33 protein-coding genes are annotated in these 21,185 nt (G+C 58.1%); 32 read left to right on the forward strand and 1 reads right to left on the reverse strand.

Annotation, left to right across the window (positions count from 1 at the left end; all coding sequences use genetic code 11):
- Positions 1–7: 7 nt before the first annotated feature.
- From PVZ80_RS10040 to PVZ80_RS10180, 29 genes are all read left to right on the forward strand, one after another.
- Entirely contained in the window at positions 8–799 is a 792-nt protein-coding gene (locus tag PVZ80_RS10040; RefSeq protein ID WP_273863813.1) for a phage replication protein, read from the forward strand.
- Complete coding sequence (locus tag PVZ80_RS10045; RefSeq protein WP_273863814.1) at positions 789–1,601, forward strand: ATP-binding protein; 813 nt, start codon at positions 789–791, stop codon at positions 1,599–1,601. The genes PVZ80_RS10040 and PVZ80_RS10045 overlap by 11 nt, the downstream gene beginning before the upstream one ends.
- Positions 1,601–1,954, forward strand: a complete 354-nt coding sequence (locus tag PVZ80_RS10050) for a hypothetical protein (RefSeq protein WP_273863815.1) — start codon at positions 1,601–1,603, stop codon at positions 1,952–1,954. The genes PVZ80_RS10045 and PVZ80_RS10050 overlap by 1 nt, the downstream gene beginning before the upstream one ends.
- A complete protein-coding gene (locus tag PVZ80_RS10055; protein WP_273863816.1) occupies positions 1,951–2,175 on the forward strand; it encodes a hypothetical protein in 225 nt (74 codons plus the stop codon). The genes PVZ80_RS10050 and PVZ80_RS10055 overlap by 4 nt, the downstream gene beginning before the upstream one ends.
- Positions 2,172–2,639, forward strand: a complete 468-nt coding sequence (locus PVZ80_RS10060; protein WP_273863817.1) for a recombination protein NinB — start codon at positions 2,172–2,174, stop codon at positions 2,637–2,639. The genes PVZ80_RS10055 and PVZ80_RS10060 overlap by 4 nt, the downstream gene beginning before the upstream one ends.
- Entirely contained in the window at positions 2,636–2,794 is a 159-nt protein-coding gene (locus tag PVZ80_RS10065; RefSeq protein ID WP_273863818.1) for a hypothetical protein, read from the forward strand. The genes PVZ80_RS10060 and PVZ80_RS10065 overlap by 4 nt, the downstream gene beginning before the upstream one ends.
- Positions 2,794–3,372, forward strand: coding sequence for a recombination protein NinG (locus PVZ80_RS10070; protein ID WP_273863819.1), 579 nt, complete (start codon positions 2,794–2,796; stop codon positions 3,370–3,372). The genes PVZ80_RS10065 and PVZ80_RS10070 overlap by 1 nt, the downstream gene beginning before the upstream one ends.
- Positions 3,373–3,484: 112 nt before the next feature.
- Positions 3,485–3,673: a hypothetical protein gene (locus PVZ80_RS10075; protein WP_273863820.1), complete on the forward strand. Its 189-nt coding sequence runs from the start codon at positions 3,485–3,487 to the stop codon at positions 3,671–3,673.
- Entirely contained in the window at positions 3,670–3,882 is a 213-nt protein-coding gene (locus tag PVZ80_RS10080; RefSeq protein ID WP_180922207.1) for a hypothetical protein, read from the forward strand. The genes PVZ80_RS10075 and PVZ80_RS10080 overlap by 4 nt, the downstream gene beginning before the upstream one ends.
- Entirely contained in the window at positions 3,879–5,015 is a 1,137-nt protein-coding gene (locus tag PVZ80_RS10085; protein ID WP_273863821.1) for an oxidoreductase, read from the forward strand. Before PVZ80_RS10080 ends, PVZ80_RS10085 begins: the two co-directional genes overlap by 4 nt.
- A complete protein-coding gene (locus PVZ80_RS10090) occupies positions 5,012–5,605 on the forward strand; it encodes a hypothetical protein (protein ID WP_337960721.1) in 594 nt (197 codons plus the stop codon). Before PVZ80_RS10085 ends, PVZ80_RS10090 begins: the two co-directional genes overlap by 4 nt.
- A gap of 362 nt (positions 5,606–5,967) precedes the next feature.
- Positions 5,968–6,291: a peptidase M48, Ste24p gene (locus tag PVZ80_RS10095; RefSeq protein ID WP_273863822.1), complete on the forward strand. Its 324-nt coding sequence runs from the start codon at positions 5,968–5,970 to the stop codon at positions 6,289–6,291.
- 1 nt (position 6,292) lies between these two features.
- The gene (locus PVZ80_RS10100) at positions 6,293–6,565 is read left to right on the forward strand and encodes a hypothetical protein (RefSeq protein ID WP_273863823.1); all 273 of its coding nucleotides are present in this window, start codon (positions 6,293–6,295) and stop codon (positions 6,563–6,565) included.
- A gap of 55 nt (positions 6,566–6,620) precedes the next feature.
- Positions 6,621–6,794: a hypothetical protein gene (locus tag PVZ80_RS10105; protein WP_273863824.1), complete on the forward strand. Its 174-nt coding sequence runs from the start codon at positions 6,621–6,623 to the stop codon at positions 6,792–6,794.
- A 5-nt stretch (positions 6,795–6,799) separates the two neighbouring features.
- A complete protein-coding gene (locus PVZ80_RS10110) occupies positions 6,800–7,213 on the forward strand; it encodes a terminase small subunit (protein ID WP_273863825.1) in 414 nt (137 codons plus the stop codon).
- Positions 7,200–8,543, forward strand: a complete 1,344-nt coding sequence (locus PVZ80_RS10115) for a PBSX family phage terminase large subunit (protein ID WP_273863826.1) — start codon at positions 7,200–7,202, stop codon at positions 8,541–8,543. Before PVZ80_RS10110 ends, PVZ80_RS10115 begins: the two co-directional genes overlap by 14 nt.
- Before the next feature lie 16 nt (positions 8,544–8,559).
- Positions 8,560–9,936 carry a DUF1073 domain-containing protein gene (locus tag PVZ80_RS10120; RefSeq protein ID WP_273863827.1) on the forward strand — a complete coding sequence of 459 codons (1,377 nt, stop codon included), beginning with the start codon at positions 8,560–8,562 and terminating at the stop codon, positions 9,934–9,936.
- 3 nt (positions 9,937–9,939) lie between these two features.
- The gene (locus PVZ80_RS10125) at positions 9,940–10,755 is read left to right on the forward strand and encodes a phage head morphogenesis protein (RefSeq protein ID WP_273863828.1); all 816 of its coding nucleotides are present in this window, start codon (positions 9,940–9,942) and stop codon (positions 10,753–10,755) included.
- 24 nt (positions 10,756–10,779) lie between these two features.
- Positions 10,780–11,007 (forward strand): hypothetical protein, encoded by a 228-nt coding sequence (locus tag PVZ80_RS10130; protein WP_273863829.1) that lies wholly within the window; start codon positions 10,780–10,782, stop codon positions 11,005–11,007.
- The gene (locus tag PVZ80_RS10135; RefSeq protein ID WP_273863830.1) at positions 11,007–12,164 is read left to right on the forward strand and encodes a DUF2213 domain-containing protein; all 1,158 of its coding nucleotides are present in this window, start codon (positions 11,007–11,009) and stop codon (positions 12,162–12,164) included. The genes PVZ80_RS10130 and PVZ80_RS10135 overlap by 1 nt, the downstream gene beginning before the upstream one ends.
- 2 nt (positions 12,165–12,166) lie before the next feature.
- Positions 12,167–12,661 carry a structural cement protein Gp24 gene (locus tag PVZ80_RS10140; protein ID WP_273863831.1) on the forward strand — a complete coding sequence of 165 codons (495 nt, stop codon included), beginning with the start codon at positions 12,167–12,169 and terminating at the stop codon, positions 12,659–12,661.
- 5 nt (positions 12,662–12,666) lie between these two features.
- Positions 12,667–13,695, forward strand: coding sequence for a DUF2184 domain-containing protein (locus PVZ80_RS10145; RefSeq protein ID WP_273863832.1), 1,029 nt, complete (start codon positions 12,667–12,669; stop codon positions 13,693–13,695).
- Between the two features lie 11 nt (positions 13,696–13,706).
- Complete coding sequence (locus PVZ80_RS10150; RefSeq protein WP_273863833.1) at positions 13,707–14,084, forward strand: hypothetical protein; 378 nt, start codon at positions 13,707–13,709, stop codon at positions 14,082–14,084.
- A 35-nt stretch (positions 14,085–14,119) separates the two neighbouring features.
- Positions 14,120–14,722, forward strand: a complete 603-nt coding sequence (locus PVZ80_RS10155) for a hypothetical protein (RefSeq protein WP_273863834.1) — start codon at positions 14,120–14,122, stop codon at positions 14,720–14,722.
- The gene (locus PVZ80_RS10160) at positions 14,722–15,141 is read left to right on the forward strand and encodes a DUF4054 domain-containing protein (RefSeq protein WP_273863835.1); all 420 of its coding nucleotides are present in this window, start codon (positions 14,722–14,724) and stop codon (positions 15,139–15,141) included. Before PVZ80_RS10155 ends, PVZ80_RS10160 begins: the two co-directional genes overlap by 1 nt.
- Positions 15,141–15,740: a hypothetical protein gene (locus PVZ80_RS10165; RefSeq protein WP_273863836.1), complete on the forward strand. Its 600-nt coding sequence runs from the start codon at positions 15,141–15,143 to the stop codon at positions 15,738–15,740. Before PVZ80_RS10160 ends, PVZ80_RS10165 begins: the two co-directional genes overlap by 1 nt.
- Complete coding sequence (locus tag PVZ80_RS10170; protein ID WP_273863837.1) at positions 15,737–16,090, forward strand: hypothetical protein; 354 nt, start codon at positions 15,737–15,739, stop codon at positions 16,088–16,090. Before PVZ80_RS10165 ends, PVZ80_RS10170 begins: the two co-directional genes overlap by 4 nt.
- A complete protein-coding gene (locus PVZ80_RS10175; RefSeq protein WP_273863838.1) occupies positions 16,080–16,625 on the forward strand; it encodes a phage neck terminator protein in 546 nt (181 codons plus the stop codon). Before PVZ80_RS10170 ends, PVZ80_RS10175 begins: the two co-directional genes overlap by 11 nt.
- Before the next feature lie 18 nt (positions 16,626–16,643).
- A complete protein-coding gene (locus PVZ80_RS10180) occupies positions 16,644–17,786 on the forward strand; it encodes a DUF3383 family protein (RefSeq protein ID WP_273863839.1) in 1,143 nt (380 codons plus the stop codon).
- 11 nt (positions 17,787–17,797) lie between these two features.
- Here PVZ80_RS10180 and PVZ80_RS10185 read toward each other — a convergent pair whose 3' ends face one another.
- Positions 17,798–18,511 carry a hypothetical protein gene (locus tag PVZ80_RS10185; protein ID WP_273863840.1) on the reverse strand — a complete coding sequence of 238 codons (714 nt, stop codon included), beginning with the start codon at positions 18,509–18,511 and terminating at the stop codon, positions 17,798–17,800.
- 105 nt (positions 18,512–18,616) lie between these two features.
- Between PVZ80_RS10185 and PVZ80_RS10190 the strand changes: the two genes are divergently transcribed.
- The 3 genes from PVZ80_RS10190 (at position 18,617) to PVZ80_RS10200 (ending at position 21,184) form a co-directional block, all read left to right on the forward strand.
- Positions 18,617–19,024 carry a hypothetical protein gene (locus PVZ80_RS10190; protein WP_273863841.1) on the forward strand — a complete coding sequence of 136 codons (408 nt, stop codon included), beginning with the start codon at positions 18,617–18,619 and terminating at the stop codon, positions 19,022–19,024.
- A 3-nt stretch (positions 19,025–19,027) separates the two neighbouring features.
- The gene (locus tag PVZ80_RS10195) at positions 19,028–19,429 is read left to right on the forward strand and encodes a hypothetical protein (protein ID WP_273863842.1); all 402 of its coding nucleotides are present in this window, start codon (positions 19,028–19,030) and stop codon (positions 19,427–19,429) included.
- A 156-nt stretch (positions 19,430–19,585) separates the two neighbouring features.
- Positions 19,586–21,184 (forward strand): hypothetical protein, encoded by a 1,599-nt coding sequence (locus tag PVZ80_RS10200; protein ID WP_273863843.1) that lies wholly within the window; start codon positions 19,586–19,588, stop codon positions 21,182–21,184.
- The last annotated feature ends 1 nt before the right edge of the window (position 21,185 follow it).

Genomic DNA, 21,185 nt, shown 5'->3' on the forward strand with positions numbered 1-21,185 from the left:
AATCGTAATGGCAAGAGCACGAAACATCAAGCCCGCCCTGTTCAAGAATGAGATCCTCGGCGTTTCCGACCCGATGCACACATTGCTGTTCGAGGGTCTCTGGTTGCTTGCGGACAGGGCAGGGCGATTGGAAGACCGCCCTCTGCGTATCAAGGGGGAGATTTTTCCATATCGAGAAGGCCTTGATATGGAGTCCATGCTCAACTGGTTGTCATCAGAAGGCTTCATCGTTCGCTACTTGGTTGATGGTAAGCGCTTCATCGAGATCTGTAATTTCGAGAAGCACCAGAACCCACACAAGAACGAGCCAGAATCAGAAATACCCGATCCATCAATGGGTTGTATAGCAACGGAAGAAATCCGTAAGACTTCCGAAAAAATCGGAAGCGCTCCGGCTGATTCCCTCTCTCTTGATTCCCTTAACCTGATTCCTGATTCCCTCATACCGCCAGCACAGCCGGCGAGCGATGACCTGTTCGCAAAGTTCTGGAAGCTGTACCCGAGGAAGGTCTGTAAGGCGAATGTGGAAAAGGTCTGGAAGAAACTCAAGGTCAGCACTGACCTGTTCGCCAAAATCATGGATGGGCTTGCCAGGCAATCACTGTCAGCCGACTGGTTGAAGGACGACGGGAAGTTCATACCCCATGCCACGACCTGGCTGAACGGCCGACGCTGGGAGGATGAGGTCAAGTCTCCAAGCAATATCCACCCGTTCCCACAATCACGGCATACCGGTTTCTCTGATCGCGATTACACCGCCGGCCTGATCCAGCGGGAGGATGGCACCTATGCCTTCTGAAAACGTTGTTGCCATTCCCGCGCCGGTCTATCCGCCAGGAACTCGAATCCAGTCGGCCACCTGTGAAACCCACGGCGAATACGAGCAGAAGGTGTACTCGGTGCTTGGGCGCGACCTTAAATCCGGTTGTCCCGAGTGCAGCCGCATTCGAGCCGAGGGCGAGGAAGCCCGCAAGCGGGCCCAGGAATCGCAGCTTCTACGCATGCGCATGGCTGAAAAGCTCGGCGCCGCCCTGATTCCAAGGCGCTTCATGGACAAGACCTTCGACCAGTACGTAGCGAAGACCGCCGAACAGCGCAAGGCCCTGAACACCTGCCGCCGGTACGCCGCCGAGTTCGTGGACATCGCCGAGACCGGTCGGTGCCTGCTTCTCCTTGGCAAGCCCGGTACCGGTAAGACCCACCTGGCCGTGGCAATCGCCAACGAGATCATGGCGACCACTACCGCCACAGCGGTGTATCGCACGATCGGCGCTGTACTCCAGGCCATTCGCGCCACCTACGACCATACCAGCGACCAGAGTGAAAGCCAGATCCTGTCGAGCCTCATCAGCCCATCGCTGCTGATCCTGGATGAAATCGGCGTCAGCAAGGAGAAGCCCAGCGATTTCGAGCTGACCACTCTGTTCTCAATCATCAATGGCCGCTACGAAGAGCTGCGGCCCACTGTGATCGTTTCCAATCTGGACGCCAAGGCGCTGCCAGCCGCTATAGGTGAGCGCTGCGCAGATCGTCTTCGGGAGGGCGGGGTGATCGTGATCCCGTTCGAGTGGGAATCGCAGCGCGGAAAGGAGGGTTTCTGATGACCGACTATAGCGAATTGCAAACCCGTTGCCAGCGTGGCGAGGCATCGCTTGCTGGGGCGAGCAACCTGCTGGCCGAGTGTCATGCGGCATTGGGCCGAATGATCGCCGAGAACGCGCGCTTACATGCCGATTTGAATGGGGAGATCTCCAATGCTCGCGACTTCAACCTCGAGCATGAAGAGCTGAAGCATGAGCGCGACCAGCTCAAGGCCGAGAACGAGGCGCTGCGCAAGGACGCAGAACGGTTTGCCTATATCGAGCGAGACGCCGACAGCGGCATGAGCAAAATCTACGGTGACGACTGGGTCGCAGTTATCGACGCCGCCATGAGCAAGGGAGAGCAGCCGTGAGCACTGAGCTGAGTTTTGAGCTGAGCGGCTTGGGATTCGCTGGAATGCCCCTTGAGCGAGTAGCTCGGTACATGACTGCATTGTCTGAATTGGTTGGTGAAACTGCAGTTTTTGTTCGCATGACCGGCAATGCAATTGTGTTCGTGGACCGTGGCGGTCAATCGACCGAAAAAACGTCTGAAAGCATTGATCCAGAAGGCTTGAGGGGTGGCGGTCGATGAGCAATGTAATCCATAAGTCACGCCACTTCTTCGCCACTGGCCGCAATCGCATCCGCGACGTGTTCAAGTTGGCCTATCTGTTCGCCTTCGACCTTTCGGCCATCGGCGCCGTCGAGATCATCGTCCGGCCGGTTAAGTCCCGCCGCACCCTGGAACAAAACGCCAAGCTCTGGGCAATGCTGGGCGACATCTCCCGACAGGTTGAATGGCCGGTCAACGGGATCATGCAGAAGCTCGACAGCGAGGACTGGAAGGCCCTCATGACCGCGGCAGCCCGCCAAGAGATCCGCATGGCCCAGGGCATCAACGGTGGCGTGGTGATGCTCGGGGAGAGCACCAAGCGCATGACCGTCGCTGAACTGGGTGACGTGATCGAGTGCATGTATGCCTTCGGCGCCGAGAAGGGTGTCGTCTGGAGCGAACCGAAAGGGCAGATGCCTGAGCAGTGGGAGGCGGCAGCATGAATGGATCAAAGGCTTTCAAGTTGCTTGCCGGCGCGGGAATGATCACAGCAATAACCGCATACAACCAAACCGCGGTGCATATGCATGGCGGTGTTCTTCTCCTGTTGCTCACGGTCACGTTTCTTCTGGGCTATTTCGCTGGGGAGGACATCTGATGCTTTCCGCAAAACAGCCGCGGCCGAAGAAGTGCCGCGTCCCAGAGTGCGGGACATCATTCGTCCCTTCACGCCTAGGTCAGGCCGTATGCAGCCCGGCATGCGCAATCATCGATGCGCCACGCAACCAGGAGAAGGCGCGCAAGTCTCTGGCCCAGGTTGAGCGCCGGGAGATCAAGGTTCGCAAGGAGCGCATCAAGACCCGCAGCGATCACTTCCGGGAAACGCAGGCGGTGTTCAACGAGTGGATCCGCCTGCGCGATGCCGCGTTGCCGTGTGTCAGCTGTGGCCGCCATCACGAAGGACAGTACCACGCTGGCCACTACCGCACTGTTGGAGCCAACCCTGAACTTCGGTTCGAGCCGCTCAACGTCCACAAGCAGTGCGCGCCGTGTAACAACCACAAGTCCGGCGACATCGTGAACTACCGCATTGAGCTGGTGAAGCGGATCGGCGCCGAGATGGTCGAGTGGTTAGAGGGGCCTCATGAGCCCCAGCGCTACACCATCGAAGACCTGAAGGCCATCAAGGCCAAGTTTCGAGTGTTGATCCGCGAGATGAAGAGGGCGGCCGCATGACCATCAACCCCATCCAGTTCTGGCTTTGCATCCTTTTCATCGCCTGCGGTGCTTGCTACTTGGCAATACGCGCAGTCGCCCGCCGTACTCGGTTCCTAAATGGAGAGAAGCCATGAACTGGAAATCCATCAGCAAGAACTGCCTTGCATCCGATGAGGGCTACATGGTCAGCCGGTACGCGCTCGAGCATGGGTTTGCTTATGTGGCACGCATACCGGCCGGGAAGATCCTGCATGCCGGCGCCGATGCGGCAAAGGCAAAATCTGCTTGTGAAACACATCTGAAAGGGGAAGCAGCATGAGTGATTTCAAGGTTCGCCAAACTTTCGAAGAGTGGTTTGCACAGAAGCACCTTGCTGTTACCGGGGATTATCTCTCTGACTCTGAGATGGCCAAGCTCCGCGGCGAGAAGGGCGACTACGACCATCTCCCCTACATGCATGGCTGCTGGCTGGGTTGGGCTGCATGCGCCGGCCTTAAGCCAAAGTCTAAGAATGGAGAGGCCCAATGAGCGATCGCAAAGCAACAGACGACCAGATCATTGAAGCGCTCAAGCTCCATACGATGCCCAAGGCCGCTGAGCACCTCGGGATCCACATCCGAACATTGCGCAAGCGAAAGTCGGCCTTGGCGCGTAAAGGGTGGAGTCCCGAGCACGATCTAACTCACGCTGTACCGGATGGCTTTCACCTAAAAGGCGCCTCGACGCTCTATAAGGATGGCGTTCAGGTCATGCAGTGGGTGAAGTCGAGTATCGACCATGAGCGTCAGCGTGAGCTGATGATCGCGGCCTGCCAGGCCATGTCCGAAGACCTCCCACAGATTGATCCTGTTTCAGGGCCTATTTCGACCCTCGCCAATCTGATGGCTGTCTATCCAATCGGGGATGCCCACATCGGCATGAGGGCCTGGGGGGAGGAGACGCAGGGCGATAGCTGGGACATGACCGAGGCTGTTCGTGTCCAGTGCGGCGCTATGGCGGCACTGGTAGACCTGGCCCCGGCCGCTGAGCAGGCAGTCATCATCAACCTCGGAGACTGGTTCCACGCCGATAACATGGAAGGGATGACCTCACGATCGGGCCACATCATGGATCTGGACGGTCGCTACGCCAAAATGATCAGCGTGGGCATGAAGGTGATGCGGCAGTGCATCGCCTCGGCGCTCAAGAAACACGCCAAGGTTCGCGTGATCAACGTTGTAGGTAACCACGACGACACGGGCGCGCTATGGATGTCCGTCGCCTTGAGTCACACCTACGAGAATGAGCCGCGGGTACAGATCGATCGTGCCCCGTCAGCCTTCCACTACATCGAGCATGGTCGCGTTCTGATCGGAACCCACCATGGGCACACCTGCAAGTCAGAACGTCTCCCTGGCGTCATGGCGGCTGACCAGGCTGAAGCGTGGGGGCGCACTAAGTACCGCTACTGGTACCTCGGTCACGTCCACCACCAGAGCGTCAAAGAGTATGCCGGAGTCACCGTCGAGTCCTTCAACACCCTGACTGCCAAGGATGCCTACGCGGCCTTTGGAGGATATCGCGCCCAGCAGAATATGAAATGCATCGTCATGCACTCAGAGTTCGGCGAGGTAGCCCGTCACACCGTAAGCCCTGACATGTTGAAAGAGGTGGCAGCATGATGAAGCTGAATAGTGCGCGTATGGCCTGGCATGACAGCCTGTACATGCCCCGTGACAGTCAGGGCGCTTGCCTGCGGGAGATCGGCTTGCTCGGCCGCATGGTCCAGCGAACCGAACGTTCCACCAACGCTAACCATGCGGCGCACCAGGCCATCGCTGGCCGTATCCAGCAGGCTATCGACACGCTCCCGAGCCATCTCAAGGCGTTCGGCGATCACATGTACAGCCCTATGGCAACCGACGACGACCGGGAAGAGGCGGAAGAGTCCCTATTTAGGGTCGCATACGCAATGGGCGCCAGGATGACGGCAAAGAAGTTCGAGAAGGCCAAGCTGGTAGCTTCTGGCGTCTTGTTCCGGTATCGCCGCATGCACCAGGGCGGCCAGAGCGAGGGGGTCGATCCTTGCCCGACTCCAGAGGCTTTCCGTGGATGGCTTTATGCGGAGCTTGGTCTGCAGCTCTCGTCAGAGCAGTGGAGTAGGGAATGGTCGCAGTTCATTGATCTGTGCTTCGCCGCATGCAATGACCTGGACAAAGCTGCGCTCATCCCCGTGTCTCATTGCATAAAGGTGATGAAGGATGTGGCGTGACGGAGAAACCCGTGCATATTCTGCGCAAAAATATAGCGCGCAAAATACAGGTTGACGAAATGTCCGGCTGGCAGTAGGATTTCCCCATCCTGATAATTTTGCCTTTGGCAAATTACACAAAAGCCCGGCCTTGAGTCGGGCTTTTTGCTTTATGTGGATGAATGCGCAGGCTGATGCGCGACTTATGCCGTGTTCTAGCCTTCAGTGGCGACAGTCTCGGCAAGCCGGCGATCAGCACCGGCCATCCGCACCTATTCAGAGCCCAGCCTAACCGCTGGGCTTTTTGTTTCTCGGCCCAACCACACCCATCGCGTCAAGCTGGGGAGTGCCGTTGAGGCCGACTTTATTCCCCGGAGACTCCAATGGCAGAACCAACGAGCACTGCCGCCAGCGTATTGCTGGTCAAGTACGGCGTGGTCATGGCTGCTTTCATTGGCTCGATACTGTCCCTCGGTTTCCTGAAGGACCTGACTCGGGGCCAAGCGGCCACGGCTGTGGTTACTGGCTTCTTTTTCTCGGTGTATCTGACTCAGCCGGTAACTGAATGGCTGGCCCCAAGACTTGGCATGGTCGTCACCGACTATCTACTGTGCGGTGTGTCATTTGTGCTGGGATTGACAGCGATGAACATCATCCCGGCCATCAAGAAGGTCATCGGGTCGCTCCCTGCGACGAGGGGTGTCTGACATGAGCAGCATCCTCATTTCAGCCCTGACTACCATTGACGCTTTCCTGTGCGTCCTCGTGGTGATTGCTGCATGTGACTACTTGCGCAAGGTCCGCCCTATCGATGAGCCGCTACTGAGCACGGCTTTCTACCTCGTGGCTATCGGCGCATTTGGTGCATTCGTCACTGCTCTCCAGGGCCAGTGGGTAAACCCTTTCGGTGTGATGCTGCATGGGGGTGTCGTCCTGTATGCCTGGACTCGCCGCGGGCATGTATTCGGCGCGACTGGCTGATTCGCGCCATATTTTCGAATGCGCTAAATCGTGGCGCCCACAATGAGGAATGATCATGCCAACTGTTTACGAAGTGACCATCGATGGCGGCGCTCGCGTTGAAAGCGTGAAGGGTGATCGCATGGACGTTGATGATGGATTTCTTGTGATTCTCGATGATAGCCACAAGGCTGTGGCCATCTTCGCCAAGTTCGACTCCGTGATCGCCAACACAGAAAAGCAAGAGTAACCACCATGGCATTGACCCCGAAGCAGGAGGCCTTTTGCCTGGCCTACCTGAAGACGGGTAACGCCAGCGAGGCTTACAGGCAGGCGTACGCCGCCAAGAACATGAAGCCCGCCACGATCAACGTGAAGGCGAGCGAACTGCTATCCAACGGTAAGGTGACGGTAAGGCTTGAAGAGCTGCGTGCGCCGGCTGTTGTCGCCGCCCAGATGACACTGGAAAGCCACCTGGCCGACTTGAAGATGCTTCGCGACAAAGCGCTTGAGGCTGAGCAGTTCAGCGCCGCTATCACCGCCGAGACGAATAGAGGAAAGGCTGCTGGCCTATACACCGAGAAGGTAGACCACACCAGCAGCGACGGCAGCATGAGCCCTAAAGGGAAGTCGCTGGACGACTTCTACAGCGGCGATGTACCAGCTTAACCCGAACCTTCGTGAGTTCTGGCGGGTCAGGAAGCCGTACAAGCTTCTGAAGGGTGGGCGGTTCTCATCGAAGACCCAAGACGCGGGCGGCATGGCTGCCTTCCTGGCTCGCAACTACACGGTGAAGTTTCTTTGCATTCGCCAGTTCCAGAACCGTATCGCCGACTCTGTGTACACGGTCATCAAGGAAAAGATCGAGCAGGCCGGTTGGACGGATGAGTTTGATATCGGCGTTTCGTCGATCAAGCACCGAAAGACCGGTTCGGAGTTCCTGTTCTACGGCATCGCTCGCAACCTGAGCGACATCAAGGGTACTGAAGGCGTTGACATCTGCTGGATCGAGGAAGGCGAAGGCCTGACCGAAGAGCAGTGGTCCATCATCGATCCGACCATCCGCAAGCAGGGTTCCGAAATCTGGATCCTGTGGAACCCGGACCTGATGACCGACTTTGTCCAGGCCAAGCTTCCAAAGCTGCTGGGCGACGATTGCGTCATCAAGCACATCAACTACCCCGACAACCCGTTTCTCTCGGACACCGCGCGCGCAAAGGCTGAACGGCTGAAAGAGGCTGACGAGGAGTCGTATAACCACATCTACCTCGGCCAGCCCCGCACCAACGATGACGCGGCGGTAATCAAGTTCTCCTGGATCGAAGCCTGTGTTAACGCACACCTGAAGCTCGGTATGAGCCTGTGCGGTGCCAGGGCTGTCGGGTATGACGTGGCCGACAGTGGCGACGACAGCAATGCCTGCGCCATTTTCGACGGGGCTATCTGCTTTGAGATGGACGACTGGAAGGCCGGCGAGGATGAGCTGAATGAGTCAGCTATGCGCGCCTGGTCTCACGTTCGTGGCGGCCGACTGATCTACGACAGCATCGGCAACGGTGCTCACGTCGGCTCAACCCTGAAGGCCGCTCGCATCCATGGCGGGTACTTCAAGTTCAACGCTGCCGGCGCCATCGTCAATCCTGAAAAGGAATACGCGCCCAAGATCAAGAACAAGGACAAGTTCGAGAACCTGAAGGCCCAGGCCTGGCAGGACGTGGCCGACCGCATGCGCAACACGTTCAACGCGATCACGAAGGGGCACAAGTTCAAAGCGTCTGACCTGATCAGCATTTCCGGTGACCTGCGCAAACTCGAACAACTCAAGCTTGAGCTGTCCACCCCACGCAAGCGCTACAGCAAGCGCGGACTCGACATGGTCGAGACCAAAGACGAGCTGTCCCGGCGCGGCGTTGATTCGCCAAACCTGGCTGACGCGTTCGTGATGGGAGCCTGTCCTCACTTGGTAACCAACGGAAGACCTATCCGCGACCTCCTCTGACCCAATTGGTGAACACATGAGCAAGAAGGGCATCGTGCCGGCCGACAAGAAGCTGGGCAAAGCCCTCATCAAAGCGGCTCAGAAATACGAGGCGTCGATCAAGTCGTCGAGTGATGGCTTGGTCAACGTCGTGTCGGGCCTTGGCACACAAAAGGCCAAGCGCTCTCACAACCAGTTCCAATACGGGTTCCTTAACGACTTCCAGCAGTTGGATGCGGCATACCAGACCAGCTGGCTTGCCCGGGCGATTGTGGACTACCCAGCCGAGGACATGACTCGCGAGTGGCGCACCATCAAGTGCGACGATGCGGACGTGATCAGGGCCGAGGAGGACCGTCTGAACCTGCCGGCCATGGTGAGCGAGGCGACCAGCTGGGCTCGCCTGTACGGTGGCGCTGGCATCCTGATGCTGACCAATCAGGACCTGACCAAGCCGCTCAAGCCGGAGAAGATCAAGAAGGGAGACCTGTACCGCCTACTGGTGATCGACCGTTTCGACATGACGGCGATGGACCTGAACCAAACCAACATCCTGGCCGCGAACTACTTGCAGCCGGAGTTCTACACCATCGCCGCCGGCGCCCAGATGATTCACTGGACGCACTTCGCCCGGTTCGCCGGTGCCAAGTTGCCACGCCGCCAGCGGGCGCAGACGCAGGGCTGGGGCGACTCAGAGCTGCGCAAGTGCCTCGACGACGTGATGGACATCGTCGCCAGCAAGGACGGCATAGCCGAGCTGATGCAGGAAGCAAACGTCGACATCATCAAGCGCGAAGGACTCTCGGATGAGCTGGCGAGCGATCAGGACGACGCCATTACGGCGCGCTATGCCCTGTTCAGCATGATGAAGTCGTCGATCAACCTGGCGCTGCTGGACGGTGAAGAGACATACGAGCGCAAGACCCTGGACCTGTCTGGGGTTGCGCCGGTGCTCGACCTGTTGATGACGTGGTTGTGTGGTGCTGCTGATATCCCCGTAACACGCTTTTTTGGTCAGGCTGCGAAAGGCTTGAACAATGGCGGCGAAGGGGACATGAACAACTACCACAACTCGTTGTCGTCGAAGCGCCAAGTTCAGATCGACCCCGGCCTTCGCCAGATCGACGAAGTGCTGGTGCGCTCGGCAACTGGTGGCTGGATCGACGACTTCAACTATGTTTGGAATCCGTTCCAGCAACCAGATCTGGTGCAGATCGCCCAGGCCAACAAGGCCAACGCCGAGACGGACATCGCCTACAAGGACGCCGGAGTCATCACCGTCAGCCAGATCCAGCGCAAGTTGCAAGCTCAGGAGCTTTACCAGTTCGACGACGAGAAGATCGCCGCGCTTGAAGAGGACGAAGACCTGACCATGTTTAACGATCCGCCGGATGACGACAACAAGGCTGAATGACGCATGGACATGATCGGCATCCAGTACAACGCCAAGCTGCAGCGGCTGGTGAAGCAGGTAAAGGCGTCGATCGACAAGGAGCTAAAGCCACTGATTCGTCAGCTGGCGCCTGAGTACACGCAGGACGCTGTGGTCACGACTGACGCATGGTCTGACCTCATCCTCAATGCGATCTCGTTCCTGGCGAGCCGCTGGCAGTCGCCGGCGGTGCAGGCTGCGGGCAGTCGCATTGCGGGGGAGTTCGTTCAATCGGCTCTGAAGAAATCCGAACGCGACCTGAAAAAGTCGGCCGGCATCGACGTGTTCAGCGGGTCAAAGCCCATGCAGGACTACCTGCACGCTTCAGCACAGCAGAACGCCCAGCTCATCAAGTCCATCCCCGCCAAGTACCTGGAAGAGGTGCAAACGCTGGTAATGGCTAACATGCGCTCCGGCATGCGGCCTGGCTACATCGAGAAGGCGCTGCAGGAGCAGTTCGGCGTCACGCAGCGCCGCGCCAAGATGATCGCCCGCGACCAGACGTCGAAGATCCAGGGTGAGCTGGCCGAGAAGCAGCAGCGGGATGCGGGCTTTGAGTATTTCCAGTGGATCGACTCGGACGACAGCCGCGTGCGGCATCGCCATCACGAGATCGCCAACAAGGTCACGGCCTACGGCAAAGGGATCTACCGCTGGGACAACCTGCCGCTGAGTGACGACGGCAAGCCGATCAAGCCTGGTTCTGACTACCAATGCCGATGCACAAGCCGCCCTGTAAGCGCGCGCGAAGTCAAGGCCAACCAAGACGCCGGGAAGATAGCGCCAGGCGTCTATCGCTAATCCATTCCAGCGACGAGAACGATCATGAAAATCAAGGTTAAGTGCATCGAAACCGGCGCCGAGTCGGAATTCGACACCGACGGCTACCACATTTCCGTGCAGATGACGCCGGACGACCTGGTCAACATCAAGTCGATTACGGTAACCGAAGACGGCCGGAGCCTCGACGGTAACGACCATCGGACCTATGCGTGTGTGCGCCCTGTGGATGAAGAGCATGCAGACGCGCTCTTCGCATGGGCGAAGCAGTAATGACCACCTGTACGGTCTTTGACCGTGTCAGCCACCGCATCACTCACCGGGAATACACCGACGAGGGCTTCCTCAAGGTGCCGGGTCGGGTGGCGCGCACCGGCATTCAGGAGTATCTAGCCCGCGAGCTTGGTCTCGACGGCGATCCGAACCGAATCGTTCGTGTGTACCGGCCAGAAGACGAGGTGTTCAACGACTCGTCACTGGGCACATATGACGGCGCGACAGTCACCAATGACCACCCCAAGGATTTGGTGACCGCGAAGAACTACAAGGCTGTGACCGTTGGCGAAGTGCGCGGCGCTGGCCGGCGCGATGGCGACTTTGTCGTCTGCGATCTGATCATCAAAGACCAGAAGACCATCGACGACATCAATGCCGGCAAGTGCGAACTGTCTGCCGGCTACACCGCTGAATACGTCCACGGCCCCGGCGTCACTGCTGACGGTCAAGAGTACGAGTACACCCAGCGCAACATCATCATCAACCACCAAGCGGTGGTTACCAAAGCGAGGGCGGGCGGCATCGCTCGCGTCTTCGATCACAACCCAGGAGGCAACACAATGCCTGTACTTATCACCACCGATAGCGGGCGCAGCGTTGATGTTGCTGATCCTGCAAACGCCCAAGTGGTCGCCGATTCGTTCGATCGACTGCTGAAGCGTGCAACCGATGCGGAAACCAGGGCTGATAAGGCCCAGGCTGCCGCTGACAAAGCCAGCGAAGAGCTGCTCGAGGCCCGCAAGGCTTCGAGCGACGAAGCGATCACCGTCCGCGTCAAATCCATCAGCGCTACTCAGGCCTTGGCCCGCAAAGTCGCCGGCGACGGCTTCACCTGCGACAGTCTCGATGTGATCGAGATCAAGCGCGCCGCGCTGGCCGTGGCCATGCCGAAGCGTGACTGGTCGGACAAGTCCGCCGGCTACGTGGAGGCCGCCTTTGACGCCGAGTCCGACAAGGATGAGGGCGAAGACGACAAGGACGGCGAAGGCAAGCCGAAGATGAAGCCTTCCAGCGACGCCGCGACCCTCCTGGCCCAGCTGACCCAGCTCGCCAAAGACGGTGCGACCACCAAAACCACGGCCGACGCCGCGCCGACCCCGTACCAGGCACACAAGCAAAGCTTGTCTGGTGCCCACAAACAGAAAGGAGCCTGACCATGCCAGTTATCGGTGGTAACGCAATCAACCACGGTGTCGCTTATGCGGGCATGGTCGCTGACGGCGAAGTGTCCAACGGCGTGTCCAAGGTAAACAAAGGCACCGTGAACATCGCCTATGGCCTAGGTGTCGTGAGCGACGGCGACGACGGCGCAAAGCTGCCTGTCGCTGCCTCGACCGCTGCAAACTTCATCGGCGTAGTGAAGCGCGAGCTGAACCGTGCCTACACCTCTACCGACGTTTTCGGCGCTGTCGCAAAGCGCGACATGACGGTTGAGACCATGGCGCCCATCTGGGTAACCGCTCGCGTGGCAGTCACCAAGGATGATCCGGTCTATCTGGTCGTCGGAGATGGCACCGGCACCAACCAGGGCCAGTTCTCCAACGTGATCGGCGCCGCTGCGACCCTGGCCGTTCTGATCCCGAACGCCAAATGGGTCAGCTCGGCCGGCGCCGGCGCTCTGGCCAAAATTTCTCTGCAGATCGGGGGCTAACCGACATGACTCAGCTTAAGAAAATCGTCGTGGCCATCGACGCAGCGATTGCGCATCAGATCGGCCGCGATGCCTATCAGGTCACCTTCAACGACGGTCTTCCGACCCTCGATGACGGCCTGGCGTTCTACATCAGCCAGCTGGCTAACCTGGAATCTCGTATCTACGAGGCCAAGTACGCAGCGATCAACTACATGGAGCTGATCCCGGTCGATACCTCTCTGCCTGAGTGGGTGGACCAGTGGGACTACATCAGCTATGACGGCGTGACCATCGGCAAATTCATTGGCGCCAGCGCTGACGACCTGCCGGACGTGACCATCAACGCCAACAAGTCGTCCGTGCCAATCGGCTACGCCGGCAACAAGTACAGCTACAGCCTGGACGAGCTGCGCAAGTCGCAGCAACTGCGCATCCCGCTGGACACCACCAAGGCAAAGCTCGCGTTCCGCGGCGCCCAGGAGCACACCCAGCGCGTGGCTTACTTCGGCGATTCCGATCGCGGCATGACCGGCCTGTTCAACAACCCGAACCTGGCGCTCTCCAACTCCACCCTGGACTGGTACAACGCCGCCACTACCGGCGACCAGATTGTTGCCGATCTGAACAAGATCCTGGTTGATACCTACATCAACTCGGCAACCGTTCACCTGCCAGACACCGTCATCCTTGATGCGGCCCGCTTCGCGTTCATCTCGAACAAGCGGATGGGCACCATCACCGACAAGACGATCCTGGAATACTTCCGCACCAACAACCAGTACACCGCACTGACCGGTCGGCCGATCAACATCTTCAGCCGTCTGCAACTGTCCGCTGCCCAGCTGGCCGCTGCCGGCGTGTCCAACGGCAACAAGGACCGCATCGTCGCGTACGAACTGAACGACGAGAACCTGGGCATGCAGGTGCCGATCCCGTGGCGTTCCCTGGCTCCGCAGATGCTGAACCTCAAAGTCAACGTACCGTGCGAGTACAAAATCAGCGGTGTTGAGTTCCGCTATCCGTTCTCTGGCGCGTACCGCGACCAGTTCTAACCAGCCGATCCATGGCCGCCTCCGCCATGCCCGGGGCGGCGGCCAATGACTCCGAGCGAGGATTCGACATGTTCCTGAAGAACGAAGCAGCACGACTGATCACCATCAACCACTTGGTCGATGGCGTTGAAACCAGCTACCCGATCCTGCCTGGCGAAAACCCGGCGGTCGAAATGCCTGATGCCGTGGCGAAAATCGATTTCGTCAAAGCCCTGCTGAAGAACGGCGACCTGCGCCGCGTTGGCGACGATGAGCTTGAAGGTGCCGAAGGCGACGATGACATCGATGCTCTGCGTGAGCAGGCTGGCCGCGCCGGCGTAAAGGTCAATAAGACCTGGGGTAAAGCACGCCTGCTCGAAGAGATCGCCAAGGCTCAGACGGCGCAGTAACACCCTGGCGCCTAACTAAATAAGGATGGCATGTCATGGCTGAGGGGCTTTTAACCAGTCTTACCATATTGCGAATCGTAAACGGTCTGCGCGCTATAACTACGCAAACGTATGACGAGTGCAACAAGAAGTCTGGCAGTCAGTGGGAAGCCTCTCGGCTTATAACTATCGTAAGTAACGCGCCAGAAAATAAAGTCTACTCAATTATCCTTACTGGATCTAAGCCGGTGGATCTTAAGTCGAGGATTCTTGGTTACAGTGGGCTCGGTGTAATCGGCCGGATATATAAAGCGCCGACCTACACAGGAGGCGGCACCAACAACTGGTTTAATATGAATCCTCGTTACCTAGGGACTCAGCCGCTTGCGCAGTTGTTGACAGGTTTTACGCTTACCGGACTTGGCACTCAGTGCGGGGCGGATATTTTCGGGATTGGTCCGGCCAGCCAGCAATCTCGCGGATCAACCCCGCACGAATTTGGTAGCAACCGCATTCTTGACGAGCCGAATACCGCCTACCTGCTTGAGATCGAAAGTATTGACCCTGGTTCTCAGTCAGTGATGGCAAGGCTTGAAATGTATGAAGGCGGACTTGATTTGCCAAACGATGATTTCACACTTCGCACGGTGCCTTCCTGATGGACATCACACCAGAAATGATCGCGGCTTTTCGTGCCGATCCACTGATGAAAGCATTCGTCGATGAGACCAAGTGGCCAGACGCAATGGTCACCGAGGCGCTGTGCGAGGCGGACACCGAAACTGGTTCGCCCCGCTGGGGGGCGTTTGAGCTCACATGCTGCAACTTCAAGTGGCGCGGCATGAAGTATTTCGCCGCGCACTGGCTAGCGACGAACTTCGGTTCGCTCGGCGCCGGCGGCACACCGAACCCCGAGGCTCGGCTGAACGTGGCAGAGAAGTCGGTCGGTGACGAATCGATCGCCTACCGCGTGCCTTCGATGATGAACGCCGGCACCGACTGGCTGACCTACACCAACTACGGCCAGCAGTTCTATCGGCTAAAAAAGCGCGCCGGGATGGGCGCCAAGGCGGTCTGATGATCACTCTCGACATTCAAGGCTTTCAGGAACTGCAAGACGAGCTCATGAAAGAGCTGAATGCGCTGAAGTCCGACAAGGTCGTCACGGTTGGCATCCACGAAGAGGCCGGCAACGTCGAGTCGGGTGACATCACCATGGCCGGACTTGGCGCCACCCATGAGTTCGGCGCCGAGATCAAGCACCCAGGTGGCACATCCTATGGATACGCCAGTAAGGCGGCCGCTGATCGCGATGAGGTCCGGTTCCTGAAGAAGGGCGCCGGCTACATGGAGCTGGGCGTGACCCAGGCGCACACGATAGACATTCCGGCTCGGCCATGGCTTGAGCCGGGAGTCGCCAGCGCGACGCCCGAGGTGCTGCTGACCATTCAGGATGGCATGGAGGTCGGGCAGTCGATGGATCAGATCCTTGAGGCCGTCGGCGCAGTAGCGGCGGCCAAGGTGAAGGTCTACATGACCGAGCTGAAGACCCCGCCGAACGCGGCTTCCACCATTCGCAAGAAGGGCAGCTCAAACCCACTGATCGACACGGGCGCGATGCGCCAGTCAGTTACGCACCAGGTGTCGAGCGAGAAAGTGACGGAGGGCCTGGAATGAGCCTGAATATGGAAGGCCACATTGATGAGGTATTCGTCAGCGTGCCGGCCACCAGAACTGTTACAGGCGGAAGCTTGGTGGATGGTATCTGGACTCCAGGGCCGCCAGTCACGACCCCCTACGTCGTCAATATTCAGCAGGCCAGTGATCGAGAGGTTGATTTCCTGCGGCAGGGCGGCGAGCGGATTACCGACGTTCGCCGAATCTACATCAACCAAGGCGACATGCAGGGAATCGATCAGACCGGCATCTGGGATTTCATTGGCCAGAGTTGGAAGGCCACCGGGTGCGACAACAGGTACTGGCGCAACTACTGCAAAGTGATCGTGGTGCGCATCGATGACCAATGAAGAGCTGTTCAAGAAGCTGCGCCCGATTGTGATGCTTGCGACCGGCGTTCCTGTGTGTCTGCTGGCTGATCAGGGAGGCCCTGGCAGCATGTCGGCGCCGAAGGGTGCATACGCGACGATCACGCCGAGGCAGTACGTCGGCGAGCGCGGCCAGGCAAACGTCATCTCGCGAGATATCCCGGGCGATCTTGTTGAGTTCGAAGTGCGTGCACAGATCATGTGTTCGGCAAGCATCAACTTCTACCGCGGCGAAGCCTTGATGTACGCCGAGCGGCTAAAGCAGGCAAACAAACGCCCAGACATCAGCATGATGCTATTTAAGGCCAAGATCGGCTGGAACAGCGCCGACGGCGTGAACAATCTGACAAGCCTTCAATCGGCCAACTTCGAACAGCGGTCACAAATCACCCTTCGCCTGATGTACGAGGCGATCAGCCTTTCCGAAATCAACAACATCCTGAGCGTGGAAGTTGCGCTCGAGAACGAAAAAGCTCAGGTCCTCCAGACCTTCACCGTCGAAGTCGACCCAACATAACCCAATGGAGCTAGCACAGTGAGCTATCCAGCATCTGACATCATCCGGATTAATGCCCGGATCAGCCCGGCAGGACTGGGCAATGCGAACTTCGCCAGCGCCATGTTGTTCGCGCCTCAAACCTCTCTGCCGGTCGGGTTTTCGCCGGACACCTACCGGACCTATTCGAGCCTGCCCGCGTTATCGGTCGACTTCGCCGACACCACTGAAGTCTACAAGGCCGCTCAGCGCTGGCTCGGCGGCACCCCAGCCACTCGCGAGCTGAAGGTGTGGGGCGCTGCAACTGCCGACGCTACCCATGTCGAGACGCTGAACAAGGCTCGGAACGTGCTCTGGTGGTACTGGACCATGTGGACCGCGCCTATTCTGGCGGTGAAGGCGGACGTGCTCGCGATCGCGCAATGGTGCGAAGACAACACCAGCATGTTCATCGACAACCAGACCGGCGTCTCAGCTACCGAGATCCGTGACCCGGCTGACACCGATGACATCGCTACCCAGTTGACCACGGGCGGCTTCCGGCACGTCTACACCGCCGCGCACGCCACCGACGCCTACGCCGGCTCGGCGTTGGCCAAGCACTTTGCCGCAGTGAACTACAGCGCGGATCGCTCGACCATCACCGGCGAGTTCAAGAAATCGCCTGGCGTGACGGCCGAGTCGCTGACGAGCACCGCCTACGCCGCGATGAAGCTCGACACGAAAAATGCTGTGTTCTACACCGTGGTGGACAACCAGGGCTCGACCGATTCGGGCCGCTGGCTGAACACGCTGACACACAGCGCCTTCGGCGAGTTCATCGACGATGTGGTGAACCTAGATGCCTGCATCAACTTCCTGACCACGTCGCTTTACAATTCCGTGGCCGGCCAGCTCACCAAGCTGGCGCAAACCCCAGTGGGCCAGGCGGTATTGATCGGCGCTGCCCGGGCGACCATGCAGCAATTCATCAACAACGGCTACCTCGGCCCGCGCAATTACACTGACCCGGACGACGGCGTCGAGAAGTACACCGCCGGTTTCGAAATTCTGACCAAGCCCGAGGACATCCTCGACTTGTCGGACGCCGACCGCGACGCCCGCAAAGCTGCACCGCTGCGCATCCGCCTGTTCCGCGCTGGAGCCATCCATATCGTGGACGTGGACTTGGATGTGTACTGATGGCTGGGGCGCTACAGAGCGCCCTTGCTCAGGTTGTCGAATGACCATAGAGGCTGAAGGTTAGACAGGGCATTGATGATTGCCGGATCGGTTATGCCGGAATCAACCATAGCCTTTATTGAGATGATGTGGTCAATGTGCCAGGCGCCGTAATTGTCCCAGGTCATCCCTTCCAGAAACTTGGACTCAAGGAAGGCGCGAAGGTCTGCACATCTATATCCAAGAAGCTCTTCTGTTCTCGTCTCTTTGGATAATCCTGTCCTTGCTAGGGTGCGCCTGATCATGTCCCGCATTCTGGTCTTGGCCTTGAATTCGGGATCGGTTCTTCGTTGTTTCATGTAGGCGCGATAGTAATCTCTGCGCGATTCGCGTAGCAGCTCTCGATTCCCCTCGTAGTATTTGCGCTCTCGAACAAGAATCTCGTCGCGTTTTTCAACTCTGTTGGCTGCCCTAAGAGCATTTCTGTAGGTCGAGTTTCTTCGATGCGCAGCATTTGCCGTCTCGCGGATTTTTTCTCGGTTTGCTGAAATATACGTTTTGCGTTTTTCCTTCAGCGGCTCCTTGTTGTCTTGCTTGTACCTGGTTGATTTAGATATCTGACAGGTTATGCATCCACCATTCGATGTCAGCCTTTCTGCGATGTGCCCTTGTGGGCATGGCGCGCCGGTTAAGTACCGCTTTGAACCGCAAGCCTTTGCGTCCTTCCTGCTGGTCGGAATAGTCATTCTTTGTTAACCCTGTCGGCGTCGAACTAGACACTATTTTAACGCCTACGAAATTAAATAGCCCGCCTTCATTGGCGGATAACCCAATGAAAGAGGCGCCAAATAATGAGCCTGAATAACTTCTCGACAGACCTGTGCGTCGTTACCATCAACGGTCGGCAGATCCAGGACTGGGGTGAAACTGCTACCCCATTCACTGACGCTCCGATCGATGCGCGCAGCCAGTTGCGCCGTGGCCAGGGCGGTAACGCTGTTCGTCTCGACCGCATCAACCCGGGGCGTGAAGTGAACGTATATCTCAACCCGGGCTCGGCTGATGCTGCATACGTGCAGGGGCTGTTCAACTCGAATGCCAACATCACCCTGACCTACACCCAAATCGGCACGCTCGAAACCGCCTTGGGTTCAGAAGGTGTGATCGTGAACGATGGTCAGCGCGGCCGCGCCGGCTCCAGCATCACCGACGACCAGTTCACGATGCAGTTCAACATATGGGAAGCAACAAGGGGCTGATAGATGAGCGTAAAAGCATTCACCATCGGCGGTGTTCAGTACAACGCCGCCATGGCCAGCGCCGTCGATCAAGACCGCCTTATGTCCCTGCTGTCCGCCGCCGTGCTGGAGCGATTCGCCACGGCAGCGCGCGCCAATCTTGAGATCGACGGCCAGGTTCTGTGTGCCATGTTCATGTCGATGCGCCAGGAGGTGAAGGCTCAAGTGGCGCAGATGCTCATGGCTCGAGTGCTACTCAACGGCACTGAGCGTTCCGTTACCGTGGCCGACTTCGGCGGCAAGATGGTGCAGTACAACCAGCTGCTGGCCGAACTGCTTCGCTGGAACCTGTCCGATTTTTTCGACTGGCTGCCCAGCGGCGCAAAAGACGCTCGGCAGGCCGAGGCGGGAAGCGATCCGCAGTAAATTGGTTCCTGATGCGGCCATGCGTCGGGATTGTCGGTGTGTGCCCGCCGCTGTGCACTTGGGCACAACTGACTGATGGCTCGCTCTCCATAGCGGACGTCGAGCGTTTCAACCAGGCGATGGATGAAATGTGGGATCAATACGAGGCTGTGAAGAATGGCTAGCAAGGTACTGAAGTCGTTCCTGATCGGCATCGGCTATGACACCAAAGCCCTCGAGGTTGGTGACAGAAAGATCAACGCAAGCCTGCAAGGTATCAAGTCCAACACGCTTGGTGTCTCGGCGGCCCTCGTAGGGGCCTTCGGGGCTGGCGCTGGCGTGATCGCTAGTACGGCCAACAGGATTGACCGATTGGCTGCGGCAACGCAGAACATGCGCACGCCTATGAATACCGTTTATAACTTCGGCAACGCAGTCGAAGCGATGGGTGGGCAAGCTTCGGAGGCGCTTGATGCGTTGAAGAGGTTTGAAGAGTTTCAGAACAACTTCAATCTGAACGGTCAGGACAGTTCGATTGATTCCCTCGCAAAGGCTGGTATCGATGTTGGTGCGCTGGCCTCTACCAGGGGCGGAGACGCCATGGATTTCGCCAGGGAGCTTGAAAGGCAGTATCAAGGTCTTAACGAGGGGCAGAGGGCGCAAGTTCAGGACGCTCTCGGCCTTTCGAATGGCGTGTCAAGACTTCTTAGTGAAGGAAAGACAGAGGCCAGAATGGCGCTGTCTTCAAGCTACACCGGCCCCATCGACCAGATGACCGAGAGCGCCCGCAGGTTCGCAGAAAGCAACACTATTCTCAGTCAGAAGTTCGAGGGCATGGCTAACGAGCTTACGGATAAGTTTCTGCCTAAGCTGATCGGCGCCAGTGAGTGGATGGGCAAGTTCCTTGATGATCATCGCGAACAGATCGGCAAGACCATCGATTACGCAGCCGAAAAACCGGCATCAGCAGTTCTTGGCGCTAGCGCGGGTGCAGTGATTGGTGGATCGCTACTCTCGTACCTCGGGCTTAGTGGGCTGGGCAAGGTTGCGACTCGGGCAGGCATGCCTGGCCTTATTGCTTCCGGGTCATATATGGCTACCGACTCAATTTTCGACAAGCTTGAGAGTTACGAGGGGTACAGAGGCTTTAGCGACTCCGTCGATCAGGGCGCGAGAAATATAGGTCTTGGATCGCTGGTTGATTTCTCAAGCTGGGCTTTCAACAAGGAAGTTCAACCCAAAATAAGCGTCAGCCCCTCGGCTAACACTCCATACGAGCAGCAGAGCAGCGCGAATGAAAGATCCAAAGAGACCTCATCGCAGAGCTTGGGCATTTCGGATCGCTGGTACAAAGAAGTCCCATCGTCGCAGCTTGATGAGCTGGTTCGAGCTATGCAGGAGGCAAGGCTCAATGTGAAAAAACATTCGCCAGCTATCCAGTCAGTCTTTGATGATTCATCGTCAGGCATAGTTGATCGTCGAGAAAGCGAAGCGCCGCCAGTGCATTACCACCGGTATCAGATTGAATCCATATATGGAGAAAGATCGGCCGCCGACATCATGCCCCCCAAAGAAAGTGTAGATGATAGCCACAAGGACTCTCCGACGCAGAGCAGTGACGACCTCGTCAGGGCTATACAGAGAGCCAAGGTCAACGTGAACAACAACCTCACGATTCAGCTCGACGGGCGTGAGTTGGACGCGCGAATCATCCAAGTCAACGAACGCCAGAACTACGAGGCAGCCGAGGACTTCAAGCCAACCACGGAGCGTTAGC

Source organism: Pseudomonas sp. B3G-3 (genome assembly GCF_028640915.1).
Lineage (GTDB): Bacteria > Pseudomonadota > Gammaproteobacteria > Pseudomonadales > Pseudomonadaceae > Aquipseudomonas > Aquipseudomonas chlororaphis_I.